Genomic DNA, 24,327 nt, shown 5'->3' on the forward strand with positions numbered 1-24,327 from the left:
TTTATGGAAATAAATCCAATTCTGCAAAATGTATTAGCCCCGCCAGTTCTTTTCTTTTTGATTGGAGCAATATCAGTACTCTTTAAATCTGATTTAGAAATACCAGCTCCATTACCTAAACTTTTCTCCTTATATCTGCTCCTAGCTATTGGGTTCAAAGGAGGTATAGAGATACAGAAAAGTGGTTTTACTAATCAAGTGTTGCCTACTTTAAGCGCTGCAATACTGATGTCACTAGTAATCCCTCTGATTGGATTTTTAATTTTAAGATTTAAGTTTGATGTATTTAATTCAGCCGCAATAGCAGCAGCATACGGTTCAATTAGTGCTGTTACATTTATTTCCGCAGAAAGTTTTTTAGAAAGTCAAAAAATAGCTTTTGATGGGTTTATGGTTGGCGCCTTAGCTTTAATGGAATCTCCTGCAATCATTGTTGGATTATTACTTGTGAAATTTGCAGCTCCAAAAAATAGACCAAAAACAAGAAAAATGCATCTAAGCGCAATATTACACGAGTCACTTTTGAATGGCTCAGTTTATTTATTGCTTTCAAGCTTAATTGTGGGATTTCTGACTGCTTCCAGTAATCCCTCAGGAATTGCAAAAATGGAGCCTTTTACTGGACAATTATTCTATGGAGCAGAATGCTTCTTCTTATTAGATATGGGAATAGTCGCTGCTCAAAGATTACCAAGATTGAAGAATGCTGGTTCGTTTTTGATTGGGTTTGCTATTTTCATGCCTCTATTTAATGCATTTATTGGTGTTTTCGTTGCAAGATTTTTATCTTTAGGACCTGGCAACGCACTTTTATTTGTGGTTTTATGTGCAAGCGCCTCTTATTTAGCAGTTCCTGCAGCGATGAGGATGACAGTTCCAGAGGCTAAATCTAGTTATTATATTTCAACTACACTAGGTCTAACTTTCCCATTCAATATAGTTCTTGGCATTCCCATATATATGAGTTTAGTAAATAACATTATCCCACTTTCCCCTCTATAAAAAATGAAAAGATTAGACTTGATATTTAGTGAACGGGAACTAGATGCAATCATTAAAACATTAGAAAAAGCTAATGTTCCTGGATATACCGTTATGAAACATGCCACAGGCAGAGGTCCTGAAAGAGTTGTTACTGAAGATATGGAATTTACAGGATTAGGAGCAAATGCTCATGTAATTGTTTTTTGTGAGCAAGAATTAATAGATAAAATGAGAGATAACATCAGGGACGATTTAAGCTACTACGGAGGAGTAGCTTATATTTCTGAAGCAACACCTCTTTAAATTAAAGCAGAAATATTTTTTAAGAATGAATCCAATCTACTCTTATATTTTTTCTACTATTTAAATATCTATCAATTGACATCGCAGCAATACATCCATCAGAAGCCGCAACGACTGCTTGCTTAAATGGTGTATTTCTTATATCTCCAATAGCCCATACTCCATCAGAGTTTGTAGACATAAAGTCATCGACAATTACTCCTCCGTCTTCTTTTAAAGCAATTTGATCACCTAAAAAATCAGTAATAGGCTTTGAACCACTCATATATACAAAGACTCCATCTAAATTTAAATTGATAGGATTTTCTTCTTGCTTATTTTTTACAACAACACCATTTACACCCATATCATCGCCCAATATCTCCAATAATCTTGTTCTACTCCAATGTTTTATATTTGAATTATCCATCAATTCCATAGCTTCTTCATTATCTGATTTAGGGTCACTTGATGTAATCCAATGCACAGTTGATGCAAATTTAGTTAGGACAGTTGCCTCTTCAATTGCCTCCTTGTTTACTCCAACAACGGCAACTTCTCTATTTTTATAAAAAGCCCCATCACATGTAGCACAATAACTTACTCCTTTGCCAAGAAAATCCGCTTCGCCCTTAAATGATGCAGGCCTACCCATTGCACCACTTGCAAGTACAAGTGCTTTAGCTTTGAAAGTGCCTTCAGGTGTATAAACCATTTTCCATTCACCACTAGCGTCTATTCCGAACACTTGTGCTCTTCTATAGTCTGTACCATATTGCACAGCCTGTTCTCTCATTAAAGTAAGTAATTTCTCCCCACTTATATCAACCGGAACACCTGGATAATTAGCTATTTGATGGGTTATTGCTAAGGCTCCAACAGATGGATTTTTATCTAAAATTACTGTCTTTAAGTTTGAACGAGATGTATAAAGTGCGCAAGTACATCCGGCCGGGCCTCCTCCGATAATAACTACATCTGACTCAATGATTTCCAATTTAATAAAACTCCTTTTTAGTAGTTAATTAGATGAGCTCTTGGTTAGAAGAAATCTTTAATGTAAATACCTAACCATGTTTATAAATATAAGTTAAAAGAAAAAAGAGAAAAAAGCATAATATAGAAACAAACTTACATAGGAAAAACATAAAAAATTAAATATCAAAATGATCAGTTACGTGAAATGTTCTGTATTGATCTATTATTAGTTCATATCGAAACAAAAATTGCCGAAGAAACAATATATTTTTTATGACCAACTCTGACTACATTTTAAAAGCTGCCATTAAGAAAGTAACCGAAAAATTAAACGAGATATTAGTTGAAAAAATTGAAGAAGCAACAAATATTGCTCAGGATGCTCCAGAAATTTTCAAAAAAAAATTTGATAGTTTAAAAGAATCCATAATCGAAGAAGCCTCAAGAATGGAAAAAGCGGAAAATATTCAAGAGAATGAGTCCTCAAATACTTATCAAGATTCCAAAATAAAAAAAGCTTTATATGAAATTGAAGGTATCAGTAAGCAAATTGATCTCCTTAATCAAACTATAAATAATCAAATTAAATGAGTTATCACATTTTTCATTATCGTTTAAAAAAATTGAAGAGAGCCTTTCTTATTTGGATAACTCTGATTTCGCTTTTAACAATTTTGTGGATAGATAATATTAGATTTACAATTTTCCAAACTAAAAGTAATGAAAAAAGTAGGGTCCAAATTCAAAGAGCTAGGTGGTTTACTAATCAATTAATAAAGCTTGGTTCAGCATTTATTAAAATTGGACAATTATTATCAGCGAGACCTGATTTGATTCCTAATACCTGGATACAGGAATTGTCTAAATTGCAGGATCAAGTTCCTAATTTTTCATTTGCGCAAGTTGAAGAAACTATAAGAGATGAACTAGGGTCTAAGTTTAATGAAATAGATCAAATAATATGTGATCCGGTTGGATCAGCATCACTAGCTCAGGTTCATAGAGCGACTTTAAAAAATGGTAAGAAAGTGGTATTTAAAGTTCAAAGACCCAATTTAAAAGAATTGTTTATTATCGATTTGGGCATAATGCAGCAAATAGCAGGATTGTTACAGAAAAACAAGAATTGGAGTCGAGGTAGAAACTGGGTTGAAATTGCTAGAGAGTGTAGGAAAGTTCTCATGAAAGAGCTTGATTTTAATTGTGAAGCACAATATGCAGCAAGATTTAGACAGCAATTTCTTGATGATGAAAATGTTGAAGTCCCTGAAGTAATTTGGGATATGAGCAGTGAAAAAGTTCTTTGTTTAAGTTATTTAGAAGGAACAAAAATAAGCGATTTAGAAAAATTACAATCAAAAGAAATTGATTTACCTAAGATTGCTGAAGTAGGTGCCATCAGCTATTTAAAACAATTAGTAAATTATGGTTTTTTTCATGCAGACCCCCATCCAGGGAATCTAGCAGTTTCAAATGAAGGTAAATTGATTTTTTATGATTTTGGAATGATGGGCAATATCTCAAATAATCTTCAAACAAGATTAGGGGGGATGGTTAAGGCTGCTGCTCTTAGAGACGCCTCATCACTTGTTAGTCAATTACAACAAGCTGGTCTAATTTCAAAAGATATAGATGTAGGCCCAGTCAGAAGATTAGTCAGATTGATGCTTAAAGAAGCCTTAACTCCTCCATTTAGTCCAAATATTATCGAAAAATTATCTGGAGATTTATACGAACTTGTTTATGAAACACCATTTCAACTGCCAGTAGATTTAATCTTTGTGATGAGAGCTTTATCAACTTTTGAGGGAGTTGGTAGAATGCTTGACCCAGGGTTTAACCTTGTATCAGTTACAAAGCCTTATTTAATAGAACTTATGACTTCGAATAATCAAACTCCCAACGATTTAATTAACCAATTTGGAAGGCAAGTAGGTGAACTAGGATCAAAAGCTGTTGGGATTCCCAAAAGAATAGATGAAAGTTTAGAAAGATTAGAGCAGGGCGATTTACAACTGCAAATAAGAATGGGAGAGTCTGATAGACAATTCAAAAAAATGTTTACTGCTCAAAAAACTTTAGGCCATTCAATTCTTATAGGAAGCTTATCAATTGCATCTGCTTTACTTGTAACCAATAAACAAAATAATTTTGCATTATTGCCAATTATTTTTGCACTACCAATAAGTATTGACTGGATAAAGTGCCAATTAAGTATGAGAAAAGGCTCACGTTTAGAAAAACTTAAGCGCTAAAAAACTATATATTTTTGGGACCTAAACCTAAAGCTCCAGCAAATCTTGCTTGATTTCCCAATTCCTCCTCAATTTTTAAAAGCCTATTGTATTTTGCAATCCTTTCACTTCTGCTCAAAGAGCCTGTCTTGATCTGACCCGATCTTGTGGCGACAGATAAATCTGCAATTGTTGTATCTTCAGTCTCACCACTCCTATGACTAATAACACTTGTGAAACCAGACATTTTAGCTAACTCAATAGCTTCCAAAGTTTCAGTTAATGTTCCAATTTGATTTACCTTTATTAGGATTGAATTAGCAGATTTTTCCATAATCCCTTTCCTTAACCTTTCTGTGTTAGTAACGAATAAATCATCACCTACAAGCTGAACTTTATTACCTAATTCTTTGTTTAATTCTGACCAACCCTCCCAATCATCCTCAGCTAAACCGTCCTCTATTGAAACTATTGGATAATTAGAAACTAGTTTTGAAAGATATGAAATCATTTCAGAACTATTTAAACTTTTCCCTTCATATTTATAAGTACCATCACTATAAAATTCAGTGCTAGCAGCGTCTAAAGCTAAAGATACCTGCTCACCCGGCTTGAACCCGGCTTTTTGAATTGCTTCTAATAATAAGTCCCCTGCCTCTTCGCTTGATGACAAATTCGGGGCAAATCCACCCTCATCGCCTACAGCAGTAGATAGACCTTTTTGATCAAGTAATGATTTTAATGAGTGAAAAATTTCAGTACCCATTCTTAATGATTCACTGAAATTATTAACTCCATGTGGGACGAGCATAAATTCCTGAAAATCAAGACTATTTGGTGCATGAGCGCCACCATTTATTACATTCATCAATGGGACTGGAAGAAGATTGGATAATGGATCTCCAAGATATCTATATAGGGGAATGTCTAAAGCATTTGCTGATGCTCTAGCAGTTGCAAGACTTACTGCAAGGATTGAATTTGCTCCAAGGTTAGACTTATTAGGAGTTCCATCAATTTCAATCATTAATTTATCTACTGCAGTTTGATCTAAAGATGACAAACCACATAAAGCTGGCGATATTGTTTCATGAATTTTATTAACAGCATTCAAAACTCCTTTCCCCATATATTTTGAACCACCATCTCTTAATTCATGCGCCTCATGAGCACCAGTGCTAGCTCCGCTGGGAACAATTGCTCTACCAGTTGCACCACATTCCAAAAATACTTCTGCCTCTACAGTTGGATTACCTCTTGAATCAAGGACTTGCCTTGCTTCAACAGTATCAATAAGAAAATCAATAGTTTCTTTCACAATTTAATTATTACTATTTAAATCCTATTAATAGCTGAACTATTTGGCTAATATCTGAAATATATTTGTTAACCAACTATAATTTTTAATTTTATAAGAGCTTAGATATTATTTAACGTTTTTTTCATTCTAAAGTTCCCGCAAATCCTCTCATCTAAATAATTTTCAAATTCATCTTACAATTTGAAAATTATTGGATGATTATTAATGCAGATCCTATTTAGAATATTAATTAATAATCAACTATAGATTTTATAGTTTATGAGAGAAACACTTACATCCAGTCCTGAACTATTTAGCGATATTAGTTGGAATCTCCTTTTATTAGGGGAAGAAACCGCAAAAAAATGGGATCATAGCGAATTTAATATTGAACACATAATTCATACATTATTCTCATCAAGTGAATTCTTTGCCTTCATTGAAAAATTATCAATTGACCAAGATACAGTTTTAGACATAACAGAAGATTTTTTAGAAGAGACACCAACAAATGAGTCAGATATTTTTACTATCGGAGAAGATTTAGAAATTTTATTAGATAATGCGAATCAGATTAAAACTCAATGGGGATCGAGATTAATAGAAATCCCTCATTTACTTATTGCTCTTGGAAGAGATTTAAGAATTGGAAATTATGTTTTTGAAGAAGGAAACCTTTCAATGGAACAATTAGAGGAAGAATTAAAGTTTTACCCAAATATTAATCAATCAAAAAATTCTTTTAATTATGGGAATGTAATTGAAATAAATAATCAATCTAATTTTGAATCAAAAAACGAGACTAACGAGACTTTTGTAAAAGAAGAAAAATTTAAAAAAGCTATTGTTCCATTACCAAAAAGTGAACTTAAAATTGAACCCAAAAAACAAGTTGGAAAAGATGAAAATGCTCTTTCAATTTATGGAAAAGATTTAACAGAATCAGCTAAAAAAGGCTTACTGGATCCCGTTTTAGGAAGAGAAAATGAGATCAATAATTTAATGAGGGTACTCTGCAGAAGAAACAAAAATAACCCTATACTTATTGGAAACCCTGGAGTTGGTAAAACCTCAATTGCAAAATTACTTGCTCAATTAATTGTAGAAAAAAAAGTTCCTGATACTTTAAAGGACTTAAAAATTATTTCACTTGACTTAGGTGCATTAGTTTCTGGGACCAAATTTAGAGGTCAACTAGAGGAAAGACTGAGTTTAATAATGCAGGAACTAAATAATCCAAACCAAGGAATGATTCTATTTATTGATGAAATTCACTCAATATTAAGTTCTGACAGATCTTCTACCGACATCAGCAATATCTTAAAACCTTTACTAGCTGAAGGAGAACTTAGATGTATCGGCACAACAACACCTGAGAAATTTCGTGAAACTATTGAAAAAGATCAGGCATTAAATAATTGCTTTCAAAAGATAGCTGTTAATGAACCTTCAGTAGAATTAAGCGCAAAAATATTACAAGGGATCAAAAAGAAATATGAATCACATCATGGCATAAAAATTTCTGAAGAGGCTGTGAACTATTCTGCAAAATTGGCCGATAGATACATCAGCGATAAATGTCTCCCTGATAGTGCAATAGATTTAATTGATGAAGCAGCTGCACAGTTGAAAATCGAGTCTAATAATATGCCTCAAATCATTCTCCAACAAGAAAACAAACTTAATACTATTGATGAAAAATTGAATAATTTGCAAGGAGAAAATATCGAAGCTCAAGAAAAACTATTTAATAATAGACAACAATCAGAGGCAAAATTGAACGTTCTTTTGGAAAATTGGAACAATTTACGTGAAGAAATGGAGGAATTATCTATTTTAATGAAAGAAGAAGATAAGCTAACCAAACAAATAAATGATAAATCAAATCGCGAAATTGAAAATGATCTAGAGTATTTAGAAAAGCTTGAAGAAGAGTTAAGTGAAGTAGAGAATGACATACAAAAACTTGAAGAGAACTTTAATAAAATAAAGAAAAATAGAAATTTCCCTTTTAAATATCAAGTTGAACCTGATGATATTGCAGATGTTATATCAAAAATCACAGGTATTCCAATTTCTAAAGTAGTTTCAAATGAACGTAAGAAATTAGTCAATCTAGAAACAGAACTAAGTGAAAAAGTTATTGGACAAGAAAAAGCCATAGAAGCTGTTTCTGCTGCAATTAGAAGAGCTCGAGTTGGTATGAAAAGTCCTAAAAGACCTATTGGATCTTTTTTATTTATGGGTCCTACTGGTGTTGGGAAAACAGAATTAGCAAAATCTCTTGCAAGAGTTTTATTTGATGAAGAAGACGCACTTTTAAGATTAGATATGAGTGAATATATGGAGAAAAATGCCGTAGCAAGACTTTTAGGAGCACCCCCAGGTTATGTTGGTTATGAAGAGGGAGGTCAATTAACTGAAGCTGTAAGACGTAAACCCTATTCAGTAATACTTCTTGATGAGATAGAAAAAGCACATGCAGAAGTATTTAATATCCTTTTGCAAGTCTTAGACGAAGGAAGATTAACGGACTCTCAAGGAAGGACCGTAGATTTCAAAAATACGGTAATCATTATGACAAGTAACCTAGCTGGTAAATCTATACTTGAGTATTCACAAAAGATTTCTAAAAGTGAGGGAAAGTTAGAAAAAGATCAACAAACTCTTGATGATTCAATTAGTAATGCATTGTCTTCAATTTTTAGACCTGAATTTTTAAATAGGATTGACGAAGTGGTAAAGTTTGAACCATTATCTATTGATGAACTTCAAAAAATAATCATTCTACAAACAGAAGATTTAAAGAACCTGCTACTTGAGCAGAAAATAAATATCGCTATAGACAAAAAAGTTATCAACAAAATTGCAAACGATTCTTACGAACCTGAATATGGTGCTAGGCCACTTAGCAGGGAACTTAGAAGACAAATAGAAAATCCCTTGGCTGCAAAACTTTTAGAGGATAACTTCAAAAATAAAAAAAATATAACAATTAAACTTAACCCTGCTAAAAAAGATGAGATCGTTTTCAAACCTAGCTGAGGAGTAAATCAATAAGCTAAAATAAAAACTAAAGCATAAAGCTTAATTTCAAAAAAATTTTGTGACAAGTCCTACTACTAATAAAGAACCTCTTAAACAGGATTCTCCTGAAGTTGAAGAGCCTAAAAAAAAGAATAATTTTTTTAGATCTACCTACGATGAGCTTAAACTTGTCGTGTGGCCTAACAAACAACAACTTTTTAGCGAATCAGTAGCAGTTATAATTATGGTATCTTTTTCTGCTGCAGCCATTGCTTCTGTTAGCAGATTCTATGGATGGGCAGCCTCGCAAATTTTTGGTTGAATTTTCTCCCGAATATCCATTTATAAAGACCTTAATTAAGCTTCCAGAAAAATGAGTAATGAATTAACTACAAACCTTGCTTCTTCAAAAGCAAATACAAGCATCGCAAGATGGTATGCAGTCCAAGTAGCATCAAGCTGTGAAAAAAAAGTAAAAGCAACTCTTGAGCAGAGATCAGTAACTTTAGGTGTTAATAATAGAATCATTGAAATTGAAATTCCCCAAACTCCAGGAATTAAATTAAAAAAAGATGGAAGCAGACAAACTACTGAAGAAAAAGTTTTCCCAGGTTATGTACTCGTAAGAATGATATTGGATGAAGATACAATGATGGCTGTTAAAAGTACTCCTAATGTAATTAACTTTGTCGGTGCTGAAGACGGTAGAGGCAGCGGAAGATCGCGAGGTCATATCAAACCTCGACCATTATCAAGACAAGAAGTTAATAGAATCTTTAAGCGCGCATCAGAGAAAAAAGCTGTAATCAAGTTAGATATTGAAGAAAAAGATAGAATCATTGTAACTAGCGGTCCATTCAAGGATTTCCAGGGAGAAGTTATAGAAGTTTCCGGAGAAAGAAATAAATTAAAAGCATTACTTTCAATATTTGGGCGCGAGACTCCTGTAGAATTAGAATTCTCCCAAATCAATAAACAAAATTAATTTCTAATTGTTCTTGTTTATCGAGTAAAATTATGATTTTCTACTCCAGCTTAAATTCTCTAATCTAATGGCAAAAAAAATTGTTGCAGTTATCAAGCTTGCTCTACAAGCAGGCAAAGCAAATCCTGCTCCTCCTGTAGGGCCCGCTTTAGGACAACATGGTGTCAATATCATGGCATTTTGCAAAGAATACAACGCAAGGACACAAGATAAAGCAGGTTTTGTAATTCCAGTCGAGATTTCTGTTTTTGAAGATAGAAGCTTTACTTTTATCACAAAAACACCTCCTGCTTCCGTCTTAATAACAAAAGCAGCTGGTATAGAGAAAGGTTCAGGTGAATCCGCAAAAGGCTCTGTTGGGAATATAAGTAAAGCTCAATTAGAAGAAATAGCCAAAACTAAGCTTCCTGATCTAAACTGTTCTAGTGTTGAATCTGCAATGAAAGTAATTGAGGGTACTGCTCGTAATATGGGCGTCTCTATCACTGATTGAGTTCAATACACAATTTCTCACTATTTAGGGGAGGTTATTTAATAACCGTTTGCACCCAATATTATTATGAAAAAACTATCTAAAAGAATGGCGGCTCTATCAACAAAGATAGAAGATCGCATTTACGCACCACTTGAAGCTCTTAGTATTATCAAGGAAAATGCTAATGCAAAATTTGATGAAACTATTGAAGCACATATACGTCTAGGTATTGATCCAAAATATACTGATCAACAATTAAGGACCACTGTTGCATTACCACATGGTACTGGCCAAAGCATCAAAATTGCAGTAATTACAAGCGGTGAGAATGTATCGAAAGCTAAGGCTGCTGGTGCAGATTTATTTGGCGAAGAAGATCTTGTAGAAAGCATCAACAAAGGAAATATGGAGTTTGATCTACTTATAGCAACTCCAGATATGATGCCAAAGGTTGCAAAATTAGGAAGAGTTTTAGGACCTAGAGGTTTAATGCCTAATCCTAAAGCTGGGACAGTGACGAATGACATTGCTAATGCAATAAAAGAATTCAAAGCTGGTAAGCTCGAATTTAGAGCAGATAAGGCTGGAATCGTTCATGTCCGCTTTGGAAAAGCAAGTTTCACAAAAGAGGCTCTATTTGACAACTTAAAAACCTTACAAGAATCAATTGATAAAAATAAACCAAGTGGAGCTAAAGGAAAGTATTGGAAAACTTTTTATGTAACTTCAACAATGGGGCCTTCAGTTCAATTAGACATAAATGCTGTACAAGATTACCAACCTGAAGGTTAACGCTTTGTAGTATAATTTAAATTGCAATAATACGGCCAAAGAAAGTAGGTAGATTTAGTTATTCTAAATTTTTAATTCCTACCGAGGACTCGTCTTAAATTATTTCTTTTTGGATCTAATAAAAGCGGCCTCTTTAAAAGAACTTTGCCGCATTTCCTGCTCTCCCTAAATTACGATCCAAAAAACATCAATGGGCCGAACACTAGAGAATAAGCAAAAAATCGTTACTGAGATTAAATCTCTTTTAGACGACTCGGAAATGGCTGTAGTTCTTGACTATAAAGGTTTAACTATCAAAGAGATGTCAGATTTGCGATCTAGATTGCAAACAACTAACGGCATCTGCAAAGTTACTAAAAATTCATTAATGCGCAAAGCTATTGATGGAGATAGTAATTGGAACGATCTTGAATCTTTATTGACCGGAACAAATGCTTTTGTGTTAATTAAAGAAGATGTTGGTGGTGCTGTAAAAGCAATCCAATCTTTTCAAAAAGACACCAAAAAATCCGAGACCAAAGGAGCTTTATTTGAAGGCAGACTTCTTAGCGATTCTGAAATAAAAGAAATTGCAAGTCTTCCATCTAAAGAAGTATTGATGGCAAAAATTGCTGGTGCTCTAAGTGGCGTAGCAACAAAAATTGCGATCTCTATCAATGAAGTGCCTTCTGGACTTGCTAGATCACTTAAACAACATTCTGAAAAATCAGAATCTTAAATCAAAACCCTAATTAACTTTTAAGAAAATGTCCGCAAAAACTGAAGAAATTCTTGAATCATTAAAATCTTTATCACTTTTAGAAGCATCTGAGCTTGTAAAGCAAATTGAAGAGGCTTTTGGTGTATCTGCTGCAGCTTCTGCAGGTGTAGTAATGGCAGCTCCTGGAGCAGCTGGTGGTGACGCTGATGGTGGCGCTGCTGAAGAAAAAACTGAATTTGATGTAGTTCTCGAAAGCTTTGATGCAGCTGCAAAAATCAAAGTTCTTAAGGTTGTAAGAAATGCAACTGGTCTAGGTCTTGGCGATGCAAAAGCACTTGTTGAATCTGCACCAAAAACAGTAAAAGAAGGAATAGCCAAAGCAGATGCTGAATCTTTAAAGAAAGAGATTGAAGAAGCTGGCGGTAAAGTTACACTTAAGTAAGAGTACATTTTTTCAAGCCGATAAACTTAATATCGGCTTCAAAAATTATGAATAGTGATAGTATTGCGATTGAAGCCGCAACTGATGGTGCCTGCAGTGGTAATCCAGGCCCAGGTGGTTGGGGTGGTTTAATAATTTTTGACGATAACAGCGAATTAGAAATAGGTGGTTCCGAGCAAAATACTACTAATAATAGAATGGAACTCACTGCGGCTATAAAAACTCTTGAGAAATTAAAAACCTACAAATTAAAAGAGAACTTTAAACTAAGAACTGATAGTAAATATGTCATAGAAGGTTATACAAAATGGATTATTAATTGGAAGAAAAATGGATGGAAAACAAGTTCAGGAAAACCAGTTCAAAATCTTGATCTATGGCAAAAAATTGATCAATTAAGAATTAATGGCCTAATAATGGAATATGTTAAAGGTCATAGCGGGGATAAACAAAATGATAGGGTTGATAAAATTGCAACTAATTACAGCAAAGGTATATCTATAGAAAGTAACTTAAAAAAAGTAGAATCCTCAGTTGATTTTTTTGAAAAAAATGCACCTGCAGAAATTCAGGAATTATTTTCCCGCAATGAATTAATTCAAAAATTTGCAGAAAAAAAGTACCTGTTAAGTTCACCTGAACTAGACATCTTATTAGGTGATGTAAACCACTTAAAGATAAAACAATATTCACTTTTTGAATGGCGTAATTGGAGATTGATTCCTAAAGATAAAAAATATTGGATAATAGAAAAAAAAGAAGCCTAATTTTTTATGAATGAACATAAGGGGGGATTTAAAAATCTTTATAAAAACTTGATTACCCCTGTATTAAAAAGAGACTCTGGAATTGATGCAGAATACTTAACAAATTTATCTCTTAGTCTCCTATCATTCAGTTCAAGAAAATATAATTGGCCTATAGTATCTTCTATCTTAAAAAATCTAAATGAAGAATTTTCTGTAGTTGATAAAAGGTTAACTCAGAACATATGTGGAATAAATTTTTGTAATCCAATTGGTTTAGCTGCGGGTTTTGACAAAAATGGAAATGCTGCAAATATATGGAAAGATTTTGGTTTTGGATTTGCTGAGCTTGGTACAGTCACTAAATTTGCTCAGTATGGAAATCCCAAACCAAGGTTATTCAGATTGGCAGCAGAAGAAGCAGCATTAAATAGAATGGGTTTCAATAATAATGGTGCTGAAAATCTAGTTAAAAACTTTGTCGAACAAGGTATTGAGTTTAAAAAAAACAGGGAGAATATTTGTTTAGGGATAAATTTCGGGAAGTCAAAAATTACAGGTTTATCTCAAGCAAAAGATGATTATTTAACTTCTCTAAAATTATTAATTCCATATTGTGATTACGCAGCGATAAACGTCAGTTCTCCAAATACTGAAGGGCTAAGAAAATTACAAGATCCAATTCTTCTAAAAGAACTTCTCAGAGAAATTAAAAACTTACCTAATTGTCCACCATTATTTGTAAAAATTGCTCCAGATTTATGCCTTGAAGATATTGAAGATATTTGCCAATTAATAATCGAGGAAAACATCGATGGAATAATTGCTACAAACACCAGCATTGATAGATTAGGTCTTGAAAATAGAAAGATCAGGCAAACTGGATTATTACTTTCTCAAGAAAATGGAGGATTAAGTGGAAGGCCTCTCCAAAAAAAAGCAAATCAAATAATAAAACATATACATAATATTGATAAAAAGATTATTTTAATTGGCGTTGGTGGAATAGATAGTCCTGAGTCAGCTTGGGAAAGAATTTGTTCTGGAGCATCATTAATTCAACTTTATACAGGATGGATATATAAGGGTCCACAATTAGTCCCAGATATACTTGAGGGAATTATAAAGCAACTTAATAAACATCAATTATCTAGTATAAAAGATGCAATTGGATCAGATTTAAAATGGGTTGAATAAAATTAGAGAATGAATAATGAACCTCATGATTACTCAACGTTAGCCACGCAAGGATCAAACTTGAAGCACGGTGGAAATGTATATGCAACTGCGAAAAAATTAAATTTATTACCCTCTGAAATAATTGATGCAAGTGCATCATTAGTACCCTTTGATCCCCCTCAAATAGTAATAGATTCAATTAATGAGGAAATTAAGAATCTTGGCTTTAGATATTACCCAGATAGAAACTTGAGTGATATGAAAGAAATAATCGGCAAATTTCATGGGATAAATCCAGACAATATATTGCCTGGAAATGGAGCTTCTGAATTAATAACCTGGGCAGGTTATGAAGCATCCAAATTCGGAATAAGTTGTATTCCTTCTCCATCATTTGTTGATTATGAAAGATCTTTAAATTGTTGGAATAGCAATTTTATACATTGCGAATTACCAAAAAACTGGAATGATATTTTCCCTCAATCATTTCCGCTGCATCCAAAAGGTGATGTTATTTGGATAACAAATCCACATAACCCTACCGGCCAATTATGGGGAAAGAATTCATTGGAAGAAGTTGTAAAAAAATATAAATTAGTTATCTGTGATGAAGCTTTCTTATCGATAACACCTAATGGAGAGAAAGAATCTTTAATACCATTAACCCAAAGATTTGACAATTTATTAGTCTTGAGAAGCTTGACCAAAATCTTCAATATTCCTGGTCTTAGATTAGGTTACGTTATTGGCTCATCGAAAATACTAAAACAATGGGGAATAAATAGAGATCCTTGGCCTTTAAATTCATTTTCTATTAAAGCCGGAATTGATCTACTAAGTAATAAGAAATTCTATGAACAGTGGACAAAACAGATTCACAGCTGGATAAATATTGAAAAAAAAAGAGTATTTGAAAAATTATCAAAAATAGAGAACCTTAAAATTCATAACTCTTCAACCAACTTTTTTTTAATAGAAAGTAAAAAATCCTTGTCGCCTAATATAAAATACTTAGAAAATAAGGGAATATTGCTAAGAGAATGTACTTCATTTAGATTTCTGGATGAAAAGTGGGCAAGAATAAGTTTGCAGAATAGGAAAAATAACACTCTTTTATGTAAAGAAATTCAGAATTCCTTTAAAAAATAATTAAAAAATTTTCTAATCTCAATTTTAGATTTGATTTTATTATTATTTTCCATATTCTTCTTCATAAGATCTAAAATTTCATAGTAATATTTTCCGTTTTTTGATTTTCTCTTAAAAATTCTTTCTATAGTTTCTTCAAAAACTTCTTTAGAAATTTTCCTTTGATTCATTAAAATTGAGCCTCCACTTTCAGCAAGAATCATTGCATTTTTCTCCTGGTGATTATTTTTAGAATAAGGAAATGGAATTAAAATTGAAGGTTTTTCAGTTTCTATAAGTTCATTTATTGTTCCTGCACCAGATCTCGATATTACAAGATCACAGTTTTGAATCAAAGCTGCGATTTCATTAGTAAATTTCTTTTGAACATAATTATTGAAATTTTTTACATTAAAGGATTTTTGATTATATTCGCCAATAATATGAACAATCCGAAACTGTTTTTTCATTAAAAATTCAATAGATTCGTTAAGAATTTGATTTATAGCTTTTGCTCCTTGGCTACCTCCCATAACAATCAAAAGAGGTCCTTTCCCTTTTGGGACCCATTCTGGCAAGGGATGGGATTTATAGAATTGATCTCTTAAAGGAGTACCAGTGAAAATAGTTTTACAATTTCTTAAATAAGAATTTGTTTTCTTAAATCCTAGAAAAACATAGTTACACAAAAAACCAAAATATTTAGTGACCATTCCTGGAATTAAATTTGATTCATGAATAATGACAGGTATCCTGAGAAGTTTTGAAGCAACAATAGTAGGAGCAGATATATAACCTCCAGTCGTAAAAACCAAGTTAATTTTTTTTTCTTTTAAAATCCTAATTATTTGGAAAGTTGACATTAAAATTTTTATATATTGATAAAACAAAAAAATATTTTTTCTTGGTGTCTTTATATTTAAAGTCTTCAAATTATATTTTTGGGGAATAAAATTCACATCAAGTCTTTGCTGAATACCCAACCAATGAATATTCCACTCATCTTCTACCTCTTTAGAAACTGCTAAAGCTGGAAAAATATGGCCTCCTGTTCCACTAGCTGCAACTAATAAATTATTTTTTTTAGACATAAAAACTTTAATTAGTAGAATGAAAATAATAAATGATAAATATGTTGAATTTAAACTTATTCAGAAATATAGGATTCCCTCTCTACTTATTTGTTTATCTCATTCTCCCCTATTCAGCAATAACGCAAACTTTAAAAGTTGATTTTATAAGGAATTTAGAAACCTCATTAAATAAGCGAGACTTAGAGTTTATTAGAAAAAATTTTAGAAATGATGAAAACCAAAATATACCAAAACAGTTCTCAAAAATTATCAATGATTTTCCTGATAGCAAATGGAAAATCAAAAGATTAGAGTCATATATTCCAAATAAAGAAATATTGAGAATAAGTGTTTCAGGAAGAAAAATAGTTAATGGAGAAATGCATACACTCGAATCCGATTTCGATTATGTTTTTTCAGTTCTAAATGGAAAAATTGATGAAGCTACCATTAAAAATTTATTTACAACAATAAGAAATGATAATAATAAGATAGATATTAGTTTTAAAATCCCTGAAAAAGTTCTTACTGGTTCAAAATATGATATCGATATAATCCTAAATAAGCCACTTGAAGAAGTTATCATAACTGGAGCAATTAAAGCTCATCAAGTAAATTCATTGTTTGAACAAGAAATATTATTGGAGCCATTAGCATCTGGGGGAATCTTTAAAATGACGAGAGCCCCTTCAAAACCAGGGATACAAATTTGGTCAGGAATCATAGCTCACCCTGAAGGAATGATTACTTTCACAAAGAGTATTGATATTGTTGATAAAATATAGCCTAAACGTCGTTTAAAGCAGCTACACCAGGTAAGGTTTTACCTTCTAAAAGTTCCAAACTTGCGCCACCTCCAGTAGATATATGAGACATTTTCTCAGCTAATCCTGCTTTTTCAACTGCTGCAACTGAATCTCCACCACCAATTATTGTACAAACTTCAGAAAAAGCACTTAAGTCCGCAAGGGTCGTAGCTATAGCATTTGTACCTTCTGCAAATTTATCAAATTCGAAAACTCCCATTGGCCCATTCCAAATTATTGTCTTACATTCTGCAAGAGCATTCTGAAAAACTTTAATGGAATCTGGACCAATATCAAGACCCATCCAATCTCCACTAATTGAATCAATTTGAGATATTTTACTTTCGGCGTCAGGCGAAAATTCATTAGCTAAAACAACATCAGTAGGTAATAATAATTCGACTCCTTTTGCTTTTGCTTTTGCTTCTAAATCCCTGGCAAGCTCAAGTTTATCTTCTTCTACAAGGCTCTTTCCAACATCTAGACCTCTAGCTTTATAAAAAGTAAAAATCATACCTCCACCAATCATAATTTTGTCACATTTATCTAGCAAAGAATCAAGAACACCTATTTTACTACTTACCTTTGATCCTCCAACTATTGCTGCTAAGGGACGCTTTGGAGCATCTATCGCTCCTTGTAAGTATTTTAATTCTTTTTCTAAAAGGAATCCAGCTACTGATGGACTTAAATAATTAGTAACTCCCTGAGTTGAAGCATGCGCTCTATGAGCAGCACCGAAAGCATCATTTACGTACATATCTGCATGTGATGCTAATTTTTTAGCAAACTCAAGATCGTTCTTTTCCTCTTCACCAAAAAATCGAACATTTTCAAGTAAAAGAACATCTCCATTAGATAAGCTATTTGATTGTGCAACTGCTTCATCACCAATACAACTGTTAGTAAGAGCAATATTTTGCCCCAACAATTCACTTAATCTTGCTGCTACTGGAGTTAATCTCATTTTGTCATTTACCTGACCCTTTGGTCTACCAAAATGAGCAGCTAAAATAATTTTTGCAGAATGATTAATAAGATATTCAATAGTTGGGATCGCTGCACGAATACGCGTATCGTCGGTTATTTGACCATCTTCATTTAATGGAACATTAAAATCTACTCTTACAAGAACTTTTTTTCCTTCTAAATGTGTCTTATCAAGACTGGAAAGAGATAATTTTGACATTAAACTAAACAAGCTATATTTATAATCTCAAGACCCTAACGCTAATTTGGGCTTATTGGGTTAAAAAGTAGTTACTGTTACCTATGCCTTAATAAATTTTAAGAATTAACGATTATAAAAATATTTCATTAATAAAATTTATACTAAACTTTAGAAGTAAATACTTTTGAAACTTATAAAAACTAAAAGGAATACAAAATTTTATTTGATTTATTGAAGTGGACATACCCAAAATCCAATGGTACCCAGGCCATATCGCAAAAGCAGAAAAGAAATTATCTGAAGTTATCAATAAAGTAGATTTAGTTATAGAAGTTAGAGATGCAAGAATTCCTTTGTCGACAGGACATCCACACTTAAATAAATGGATAAATAATAAAAAACATATTCTTGTTATTAACAGATCAGACATGATCTCCCTTCATACAATCAATAGTTGGAATAAATGGTTTAATGCTAAAGATCAATATCCTCTTTGGTGTGATGCCAAAAGAGGAATAGGTATTAAAGAAATTTGTAAGTCAGCCAAAGATTCTAGGTCGTCAATCGACGATAGAAGACTCTCTAGAGGAATGCGAATTAGGTCAATTAGAGCCCTTTTACTTGGTTTCCCAAACGTAGGAAAGTCAGCATTAATTAATAGAATTGCAAAAAAAAGAGTTGTAGATAGCGCTAGGAAAGCAGGCGTGACTCGTAATTTAAGATGGATAAAATTAGAAAGTGGTATAGATCTGCTAGATGCTCCTGGTGTTATACCTCCAAATTTAGAAGATCAAAAATCAGCACTTAATCTTGCACTGTGTGACGATATTGGTGAAGCTGCTTATGAAATAGAGAGTGTTGCAATTGGGTTTATCAAAATTATATCCACTCTCAACAAAGATAAGAATGCGAATATCTCAGTTAAACAAATATCTAATAGATATGGAGTTGATATTGCAAAAGGCTTTAAGAGTCCTTCTGCTTGGATGAACGAAGCAGCTTCAAAACATACCTCAGGCGATATAAGAAGAATGTCTCATAAGTTATTAGAAGATTATAGAAATCAAATGCTGGGTAAAATTGCTTTAGAAGTCCCACTATGGAATTAAATAATCAAAATTCTTTCGGCATTGGAGAAGGTGAGCTTATAGAAATTATTTATGAGCTACCTCTTCCTATGAGGCTAGACAGATGGTTGGTAAGTAAAAGACCAGAACAAAGTAGAGCAAGAATTCAACATTTTATAAATTCAGGTTTAGTACTTGTAAATTACAAGACTGCTAAAGCAAAGACCCCATTAAAAAATGGCGACAATGTTCAAATATGGATGCCTCCTCCAGAACCTCTTATTTATTTGAAACCTGAAAAAATGGATTTAAATATCCTTTTTGAAGACGAGCACATCATAGTAATCAATAAACAATCAGGTCTAATAGTTCATCCAGCCCCTGGACATAAATCAGGCACTTTAGTGAATGGATTACTTTTTCACTGTAAAGATCTACCTGGAATTAATGGGAAACTAAGACCTGGGATTGTTCACAGATTAGATAAAGATACCTCCGGATGTATGGTGGTTGCAAAAAGCCAAGAGGCATTAGTAAATCTCCAGAAACAAATTAAAGAAAAAATAGCATCACGCGAATATATTGCAGTAATTCATGGGGCACCTAATTCTGGAGAAGGTCAAATAGTGGGACACATTGGCAGAGATAAATTAAATAGATTGAAATATAAAGTAGTTGAAGAGACTTCAGGAAGATATGCCTGTACCTATTGGAAATTAGAAGAAAGGTTTGGCAATTACTCATTAATGAGTTTCAAACTAGATACGGGGCGAACCCATCAAATAAGAGTTCATTGCGCTCACATTAATCATCCAATTGTGGGTGATCCACTATATGGAAGATGTAAAAAACTACCATGTAAATTAGATGGCCAAGCTTTACACGCCGTTAAGCTTGGACTTATACATCCAATAAATGGTAAAGAAATGATATTTGAATCAGAATTACCATTAGATTTTAAAAAATTACTAAGTATTCTAAAAGTTAAATAAGATTTAAAGAGGAATTTAGAAGTGATTTTGTATACGTGTTTTTAGTTTTAGTGAATATTGTAGAACTTTCTCCTTCATCAACTATCTTTCCTTGATTCATAACTAGCAACCTATCACAAAATTTTTTAGCAATGCCTAAATCATGGGTAATAAAGATAATCGTTAAATTCATTTTTTCTTGAAATGCTCTAAGTAATTCAAGAATCTCTATTTTTACTGAAGCATCCAACATATTTACGCTCTCATCACAAATTAAAATTTTTGGATTCAACAATAGCGCCTTGGCCAATGAAATTCTTTGCAATTGACCACCAGATAATTGGTTAGGATAAGAATTAAAAAAATCATTATTTAAGGGAAGATTTAAATTTCTTAACATTAATCTTATTTCTTTTTCGATTTTTCCTTTATCTGAAATTTTTTGAATAAAAAATATATCTTCCAAAATACTTTTAATTGTCATTTTCGGGTTCAAACTTGAAAAAGGATCTTGAAAAATAATTTGCACTTTATTGTTCTTTTTAAAAGATTTATTTTTTTTCGATGCATGATTTTTATCATAAATTTTGATTTCACCACCTCTTACTTTAAGAAGTCCAATTAAAGCCCTGCATAATGTACTTTTACCACTCCCTGAAGAACCAACTATTCCAAGAGTCTCATTCTCATATAACTTGAAACTAACTTCATTTAAAGCCTTATTCCATTTATTAATGAAAATTGAAGAATTTAATTTATACCAATGTCTTAGGTTATTTACCTCTAGAATGACCTCATCTCGAGAATTATTTTTAGTATTTGGTTCTAATACTATTTTTGAAGCATTTACTAACTTTTTCCCGATATCTGATTTTGGTGATTGAAAAATATCTAATATATTCCCTTTTTCAACAATCGATCCCTTTTCAATTATTGCAACTTTTTTACACCACTTTGCTGCAAGATTAATATCATGACTAATTAAAATTAAAGTTGTATCAAATTCATTACATAGATGAATTATTTCTTGCATAATTTCAAAACTTGTTTTTGTATCTAAGCTTGTTGTAGGTTCATCAGCTATTAATAATTTAGGTTTCAAAGCAAGTGCCATTGCTATAGAAACTCTCTGTCTCATTCCGCCGCTAAATTGATGTGGGAAAGAATCAAGTCTACTTTCTTCAATTCCGACTTTTTGAAAAACTTCTCTTACTAATTTTTTAATGGCTAAAGATGATTTAGTTTGATCATGTGTTTTAAATAATTCATATAAATGATCCCCAACTCTCATTAGCGGATTAAGTTTTTTTATAGAGTCTTGAAAAATAAATCCAAAATTCTTTCTTCTAAATAATTGTGCATCTTTGTTTTTTATTTTCCTAGGATCTTCATTAGAAATCGATAGATACCCTTTAGAAGTGGCCTTTGCAGGCAATATATTTACTAATGTTTTTGCAAAAGTGGTCTTTCCACATCCAGAAGGTCCTATTATGGCCAAATGATCTCCACTATCTATTTCCAAATTAAAATTTTTGATAATAGGTTGCTGTTTTAGACCATATTTAACAGTAAGATTTTTAACTACAATAATTTTTTCTTTATTTTTTTCCATGATTTATAGCAAATTTTTCTAGACATAAATAAAATATATCTAAAGCAATATAAAATGTCCGAGGCAGCTGCAAATTCAAAAGAAAAAAACGAAATTGAAGTTTCCAAAACTATTTTGCCTGAAAATAAAAAATATGAAAGTGAATCTTTGAATTATCAAATAAAAATTCCCGATTGGCTTCTTAAAGATATTCATAATTTTGAAAAATCAAATAAAGAAAATGATGAGAATCAAAACCTTATAGTAAAGGCTTTTAAACTTGCTTATAAAGCTCATGATGGACAATTCCGTGCGAGCGGCGAGCCATACATTATCCACCCGGTTGCTGTTGCAAATCTCCTTAAAGAAATAGGTGCTAGTTCGTCTGTTATTGCTGCAGGCCTTTTGCATGATGTAGTTGAAGATACTGGCATTGATTTATCCGAAATAGAAACAAATTTTGGATTGGAAGTAAAAATACTTGTAGAGGGTGTAACAAAATTAGGCGGCATTCACTTTAACAATAGGACTGAAGCACAAGCTGAAAATCTTAGGAAAATGTTTTTGGCTATGGCCAGCGATATCAGAGTTGTCTTAGTTAAACTTGCAGATCGACTTCATAACATGAGAACAATTGAATGGCTAAATGATGAGAAAAAACTAAGAATAGCGAGAGAAACAAGAGAGATTTATGCACCATTAGCTAATCGACTAGGAATAAACAGATTTAAATGGGAATTAGAAGATTTAGCTTTTAAATTCCTAGAGCCTAAAGAATATCTAGATCTTAAAGATCAAATCGCCGTTAAAAGAAGTGATAGAGAAAAAAGATTAAAAGTAACTTTGAATCTTATGAAGGAAAACTTGATTTCAGCAGGTTTGAAAAATTTTGAAATAACAGGAAGGCCAAAACATCTTTATGGCATCTGGAGCAAAATGGAAAGACAACAAAAGCATTTTCACGAGATTTATGATGTTGCTGCCCTAAGAATTATCGTGGACAATTCAGATAGTTGTTATAGAGCTTTAGCAGTTGTTCATGATACTTTCAAACCAATTCCAGGTAGATTTAAAGACTATATAGGATTACCAAAACCCAATGGATATCAATCCTTACACACTTCTGTGATTGGAAGACATCGACCTATTGAAGTTCAAATTAGAACTACTTCGATGCATCAAATTGCTGAATATGGTATTGCCGCACATTGGCAATATAAAGAGGGTGGTTCTCCTGCTAAAAGTAATGCCGAGAGATTTAATTGGCTTAGACAATTAGTAGAATGGCAACAAGAAGGAAATGAAAGGGATCATAATGATTATTTAGCTTCAATTAAAGAAGATTTATTTGATGAAGAAGTATTTGTAATCACTCCAAAAGGAGATGTTGTTGGTTTAAGGAAAGGATCTACCGCGATAGATTTCGCCTACAGAATCCATTCTGAAGTTGGAAATCACTGTAATGGAATAAGAATTAATGAAAAGCTTTCTCCATTATCTACAGCACTTCAAAATGGTGACTTCATAGAAATTTTGACAAATAATAATGCTACTCCAAGCTTGGATTGGCTGAACTTTGTAGTTACGCCAACTGCTAAAAATAGAATTCGCCAATGGTATAAGAAAAGCCATCGTGATGAAACGATTAAAAGAGGTAGAGATTTACTTGAAAAAGAAGTAGGTAGAAACGGTTTTGAAGCATTACTTTCTAGTGAAGCCATGAAAAAAGTTGCAAATCGATGCAATTTAAAAACTACTGAAGACCTTCTTGCATCTCTTGGTTTTGGTGGTTTGACTTTGCATCAAGTATTAAACAGACTAAGAGAAGAAATAAAATTACAGACAGAAGATGTTAAAAATGATTCTGACTCTGAAATAGCAAAATCACTTAAAAGTAATAATAATTTATCCACTAATCAATCTAATAAAGCAGCAAAAACACCAATTTCCGGGATAGAAGGTCTTGATTACAGAATAGGTAAATGCTGTTCCCCACTCCCAGGCGAGGATATTATCGGAACTGTGTCGCTCGGCAATCATGGGATAACTATACATAGGGAAGATTGTGAAAATGTAATACCAATTCCAATAGAGAGAAGATTACCTGTCGGTTGGAATCAAGATAATAAAACTGGCGATAATAAGTTTCCAATTCAGCTACGAATAGAAGTAATTGATCGAGTTGGAGTTCTTAAAGATATTCTTATGCGGTTATCTGATAAAGGTATAAACGTTAGTGATGCCAATGTTAAAACTGCTTATGGTAAACCAGCTATTATAAATCTTTGTGTAGGTCTTGAAAGTTATAATCAACTTCACAAAACAATTGAACAAATTAAATCAATGGCAGATGTTTTAGATATTGCCAGAGTTGGGCAAAGTTAATTTTAAAATCA

At 32.5% G+C, this 24,327-nt stretch carries 23 protein-coding genes; 18 read left to right on the plus strand and 5 right to left on the minus strand.

Annotated features, from left to right (window positions below; all coding sequences use genetic code 11):
* Positions 1-3 precede the first annotated feature (3 nt).
* Positions 4-1,002, plus strand: a complete 999-nt coding sequence (locus BS621_RS03625) for a sodium-dependent bicarbonate transport family permease (protein WP_077141843.1) — start codon at positions 4-6, stop codon at positions 1,000-1,002.
* 3 nt (positions 1,003-1,005) lie between these two features.
* Positions 1,006-1,287 (plus strand): P-II family nitrogen regulator, encoded by a 282-nt coding sequence (locus tag BS621_RS03630; RefSeq protein ID WP_002805886.1) that lies wholly within the window; start codon positions 1,006-1,008, stop codon positions 1,285-1,287.
* A 19-nt stretch (positions 1,288-1,306) separates the two neighbouring features.
* On the opposite strand, the gene BS621_RS03635 is transcribed toward BS621_RS03630, so the two are convergent.
* Complete coding sequence (locus tag BS621_RS03635) at positions 1,307-2,263, minus strand: NAD(P)/FAD-dependent oxidoreductase (RefSeq protein ID WP_025913212.1); 957 nt, start codon at positions 2,261-2,263, stop codon at positions 1,307-1,309.
* A gap of 254 nt (positions 2,264-2,517) precedes the next feature.
* Between BS621_RS03635 and BS621_RS03640 the strand changes: the two genes are divergently transcribed.
* Together BS621_RS03640 and BS621_RS03645 are read left to right on the plus strand one after the other, a co-directional pair.
* Entirely contained in the window at positions 2,518-2,835 is a 318-nt protein-coding gene (locus BS621_RS03640; RefSeq protein WP_077141844.1) for a hypothetical protein, read from the plus strand.
* Positions 2,832-4,499, plus strand: a complete 1,668-nt coding sequence (locus BS621_RS03645) for an ABC1 kinase family protein (protein WP_077141845.1) — start codon at positions 2,832-2,834, stop codon at positions 4,497-4,499. Before BS621_RS03640 ends, BS621_RS03645 begins: the two co-directional genes overlap by 4 nt.
* Positions 4,500-4,503: 4 nt before the next feature.
* Here BS621_RS03645 and eno read toward each other — a convergent pair whose 3' ends face one another.
* A complete protein-coding gene (gene eno, locus BS621_RS03650; protein WP_077141846.1) occupies positions 4,504-5,796 on the minus strand; it encodes a phosphopyruvate hydratase in 1,293 nt (430 codons plus the stop codon).
* A 261-nt stretch (positions 5,797-6,057) separates the two neighbouring features.
* On the opposite strand from eno, the gene BS621_RS03655 reads away from it, so the two are divergent.
* From BS621_RS03655 to BS621_RS03700, 10 genes are all read left to right on the plus strand, one after another.
* Positions 6,058-8,823 (plus strand): ATP-dependent Clp protease ATP-binding subunit, encoded by a 2,766-nt coding sequence (locus BS621_RS03655; RefSeq protein WP_077141847.1) that lies wholly within the window; start codon positions 6,058-6,060, stop codon positions 8,821-8,823.
* Between the two features lie 61 nt (positions 8,824-8,884).
* On the plus strand, positions 8,885-9,127 hold the full coding sequence (gene secE, locus BS621_RS03660) for a preprotein translocase subunit SecE (protein WP_077141848.1): 243 nt from the start codon (positions 8,885-8,887) through the stop codon (positions 9,125-9,127).
* A gap of 51 nt (positions 9,128-9,178) precedes the next feature.
* On the plus strand, positions 9,179-9,790 hold the full coding sequence (nusG, locus tag BS621_RS03665) for a transcription termination/antitermination protein NusG (RefSeq protein WP_011817697.1): 612 nt from the start codon (positions 9,179-9,181) through the stop codon (positions 9,788-9,790).
* 67 nt (positions 9,791-9,857) lie between these two features.
* Positions 9,858-10,283: a 50S ribosomal protein L11 gene (gene rplK, locus BS621_RS03670; protein WP_002805232.1), complete on the plus strand. Its 426-nt coding sequence runs from the start codon at positions 9,858-9,860 to the stop codon at positions 10,281-10,283.
* A gap of 66 nt (positions 10,284-10,349) precedes the next feature.
* Positions 10,350-11,057 carry a 50S ribosomal protein L1 gene (gene rplA / locus BS621_RS03675; RefSeq protein WP_029968747.1) on the plus strand — a complete coding sequence of 236 codons (708 nt, stop codon included), beginning with the start codon at positions 10,350-10,352 and terminating at the stop codon, positions 11,055-11,057.
* Between the two features lie 190 nt (positions 11,058-11,247).
* Positions 11,248-11,775, plus strand: a complete 528-nt coding sequence (gene rplJ, locus BS621_RS03680; RefSeq protein WP_077141849.1) for a 50S ribosomal protein L10 — start codon at positions 11,248-11,250, stop codon at positions 11,773-11,775.
* A gap of 28 nt (positions 11,776-11,803) precedes the next feature.
* Entirely contained in the window at positions 11,804-12,199 is a 396-nt protein-coding gene (rplL, locus tag BS621_RS03685; RefSeq protein WP_011817694.1) for a 50S ribosomal protein L7/L12, read from the plus strand.
* 47 nt (positions 12,200-12,246) lie between these two features.
* Positions 12,247-12,966, plus strand: coding sequence for a ribonuclease HI (rnhA, locus tag BS621_RS03690; protein WP_077141850.1), 720 nt, complete (start codon positions 12,247-12,249; stop codon positions 12,964-12,966).
* A 6-nt stretch (positions 12,967-12,972) separates the two neighbouring features.
* Positions 12,973-14,142, plus strand: coding sequence for a quinone-dependent dihydroorotate dehydrogenase (locus tag BS621_RS03695; protein WP_077141851.1), 1,170 nt, complete (start codon positions 12,973-12,975; stop codon positions 14,140-14,142).
* 9 nt (positions 14,143-14,151) lie between these two features.
* Positions 14,152-15,273 (plus strand): pyridoxal phosphate-dependent aminotransferase, encoded by a 1,122-nt coding sequence (locus tag BS621_RS03700; protein WP_077141852.1) that lies wholly within the window; start codon positions 14,152-14,154, stop codon positions 15,271-15,273.
* Here the strand turns inward: BS621_RS03700 and BS621_RS03705 are convergent.
* On the minus strand, positions 15,252-16,343 hold the full coding sequence (locus BS621_RS03705) for a UDP-N-acetylglucosamine--N-acetylmuramyl-(pentapeptide) pyrophosphoryl-undecaprenol N-acetylglucosamine transferase (RefSeq protein ID WP_077141853.1): 1,092 nt from the start codon (positions 16,341-16,343) through the stop codon (positions 15,252-15,254). The two genes, BS621_RS03700 and BS621_RS03705, sit on opposite strands and share 22 nt — an antisense overlap.
* Positions 16,344-16,384: 41 nt before the next feature.
* Between BS621_RS03705 and BS621_RS03710 the strand changes: the two genes are divergently transcribed.
* Positions 16,385-17,110 carry a hypothetical protein gene (locus BS621_RS03710; protein ID WP_077142658.1) on the plus strand — a complete coding sequence of 242 codons (726 nt, stop codon included), beginning with the start codon at positions 16,385-16,387 and terminating at the stop codon, positions 17,108-17,110.
* Position 17,111: 1 nt separating this feature from the next.
* Here BS621_RS03710 and BS621_RS03715 read toward each other — a convergent pair whose 3' ends face one another.
* On the minus strand, positions 17,112-18,320 hold the full coding sequence (locus BS621_RS03715) for a phosphoglycerate kinase (RefSeq protein ID WP_077141854.1): 1,209 nt from the start codon (positions 18,318-18,320) through the stop codon (positions 17,112-17,114).
* A gap of 218 nt (positions 18,321-18,538) precedes the next feature.
* On the opposite strand from BS621_RS03715, the gene ylqF reads away from it, so the two are divergent.
* Both ylqF and BS621_RS03725 read left to right on the plus strand, forming a co-directional pair.
* The gene (ylqF, locus tag BS621_RS03720) at positions 18,539-19,411 is read left to right on the plus strand and encodes a ribosome biogenesis GTPase YlqF (RefSeq protein WP_077141855.1); all 873 of its coding nucleotides are present in this window, start codon (positions 18,539-18,541) and stop codon (positions 19,409-19,411) included.
* A complete protein-coding gene (locus BS621_RS03725) occupies positions 19,402-20,361 on the plus strand; it encodes an RluA family pseudouridine synthase (protein WP_077141856.1) in 960 nt (319 codons plus the stop codon). Before ylqF ends, BS621_RS03725 begins: the two co-directional genes overlap by 10 nt.
* Here the strand turns inward: BS621_RS03725 and BS621_RS03730 are convergent.
* Complete coding sequence (locus BS621_RS03730) at positions 20,354-21,952, minus strand: ABC transporter ATP-binding protein (RefSeq protein WP_077141857.1); 1,599 nt, start codon at positions 21,950-21,952, stop codon at positions 20,354-20,356. The two genes, BS621_RS03725 and BS621_RS03730, sit on opposite strands and share 8 nt — an antisense overlap.
* Positions 21,953-22,006: 54 nt before the next feature.
* On the opposite strand from BS621_RS03730, the gene BS621_RS03735 reads away from it, so the two are divergent.
* A complete protein-coding gene (locus BS621_RS03735; protein WP_077141858.1) occupies positions 22,007-24,316 on the plus strand; it encodes a RelA/SpoT family protein in 2,310 nt (769 codons plus the stop codon).
* The last annotated feature ends 11 nt before the right edge of the window (positions 24,317-24,327 follow it).

The sequence above is a fragment of the Prochlorococcus sp. RS04 genome (assembly GCF_001989455.1).
Classification (GTDB): domain Bacteria; phylum Cyanobacteriota; class Cyanobacteriia; order PCC-6307; family Cyanobiaceae; genus Prochlorococcus_A.

Bases quoted from the DNA above. Each gene is read 5' to 3' on its own strand.
- nusG (WP_011817697.1), top strand. From the start codon at position 9,179: ATGAGTAATGAATTAACTACAAACCTTGCTTCTTCAAAAGCAAATACA.
- rplK (WP_002805232.1), top strand. From the start codon at position 9,858: ATGGCAAAAAAAATTGTTGCAGTTATCAAGCTTGCTCTACAAGCAGGC.
- rplA (WP_029968747.1), top strand. From the start codon at position 10,350: ATGAAAAAACTATCTAAAAGAATGGCGGCTCTATCAACAAAGATAGAA.
- rplL (WP_011817694.1), top strand. From the start codon at position 11,804: ATGTCCGCAAAAACTGAAGAAATTCTTGAATCATTAAAATCTTTATCA.
- BS621_RS03725 (WP_077141856.1), top strand. From the start codon at position 19,402: ATGGAATTAAATAATCAAAATTCTTTCGGCATTGGAGAAGGTGAGCTT.
- BS621_RS03735 (WP_077141858.1), top strand. From the start codon at position 22,007: ATGTCCGAGGCAGCTGCAAATTCAAAAGAAAAAAACGAAATTGAAGTT.
- BS621_RS03655 (WP_077141847.1), top strand. From the start codon at position 6,058: ATGAGAGAAACACTTACATCCAGTCCTGAACTATTTAGCGATATTAGT.
- BS621_RS03710 (WP_077142658.1), top strand. From the start codon at position 16,385: ATGTTGAATTTAAACTTATTCAGAAATATAGGATTCCCTCTCTACTTA.
- BS621_RS03625 (WP_077141843.1), top strand. From the start codon at position 4: ATGGAAATAAATCCAATTCTGCAAAATGTATTAGCCCCGCCAGTTCTT.
- BS621_RS03705 (WP_077141853.1), bottom strand. From the start codon at position 16,343: ATGTCTAAAAAAAATAATTTATTAGTTGCAGCTAGTGGAACAGGAGGC.
- BS621_RS03640 (WP_077141844.1), top strand. From the start codon at position 2,518: ATGACCAACTCTGACTACATTTTAAAAGCTGCCATTAAGAAAGTAACC.
- BS621_RS03630 (WP_002805886.1), top strand. From the start codon at position 1,006: ATGAAAAGATTAGACTTGATATTTAGTGAACGGGAACTAGATGCAATC.
- rplJ (WP_077141849.1), top strand. From the start codon at position 11,248: ATGGGCCGAACACTAGAGAATAAGCAAAAAATCGTTACTGAGATTAAA.
- rnhA (WP_077141850.1), top strand. From the start codon at position 12,247: ATGAATAGTGATAGTATTGCGATTGAAGCCGCAACTGATGGTGCCTGC.
- BS621_RS03700 (WP_077141852.1), top strand. From the start codon at position 14,152: ATGAATAATGAACCTCATGATTACTCAACGTTAGCCACGCAAGGATCA.
- BS621_RS03695 (WP_077141851.1), top strand. From the start codon at position 12,973: ATGAATGAACATAAGGGGGGATTTAAAAATCTTTATAAAAACTTGATT.
- BS621_RS03730 (WP_077141857.1), bottom strand. From the start codon at position 21,952: ATGGAAAAAAATAAAGAAAAAATTATTGTAGTTAAAAATCTTACTGTT.
- BS621_RS03715 (WP_077141854.1), bottom strand. From the start codon at position 18,320: ATGTCAAAATTATCTCTTTCCAGTCTTGATAAGACACATTTAGAAGGA.
- BS621_RS03645 (WP_077141845.1), top strand. From the start codon at position 2,832: ATGAGTTATCACATTTTTCATTATCGTTTAAAAAAATTGAAGAGAGCC.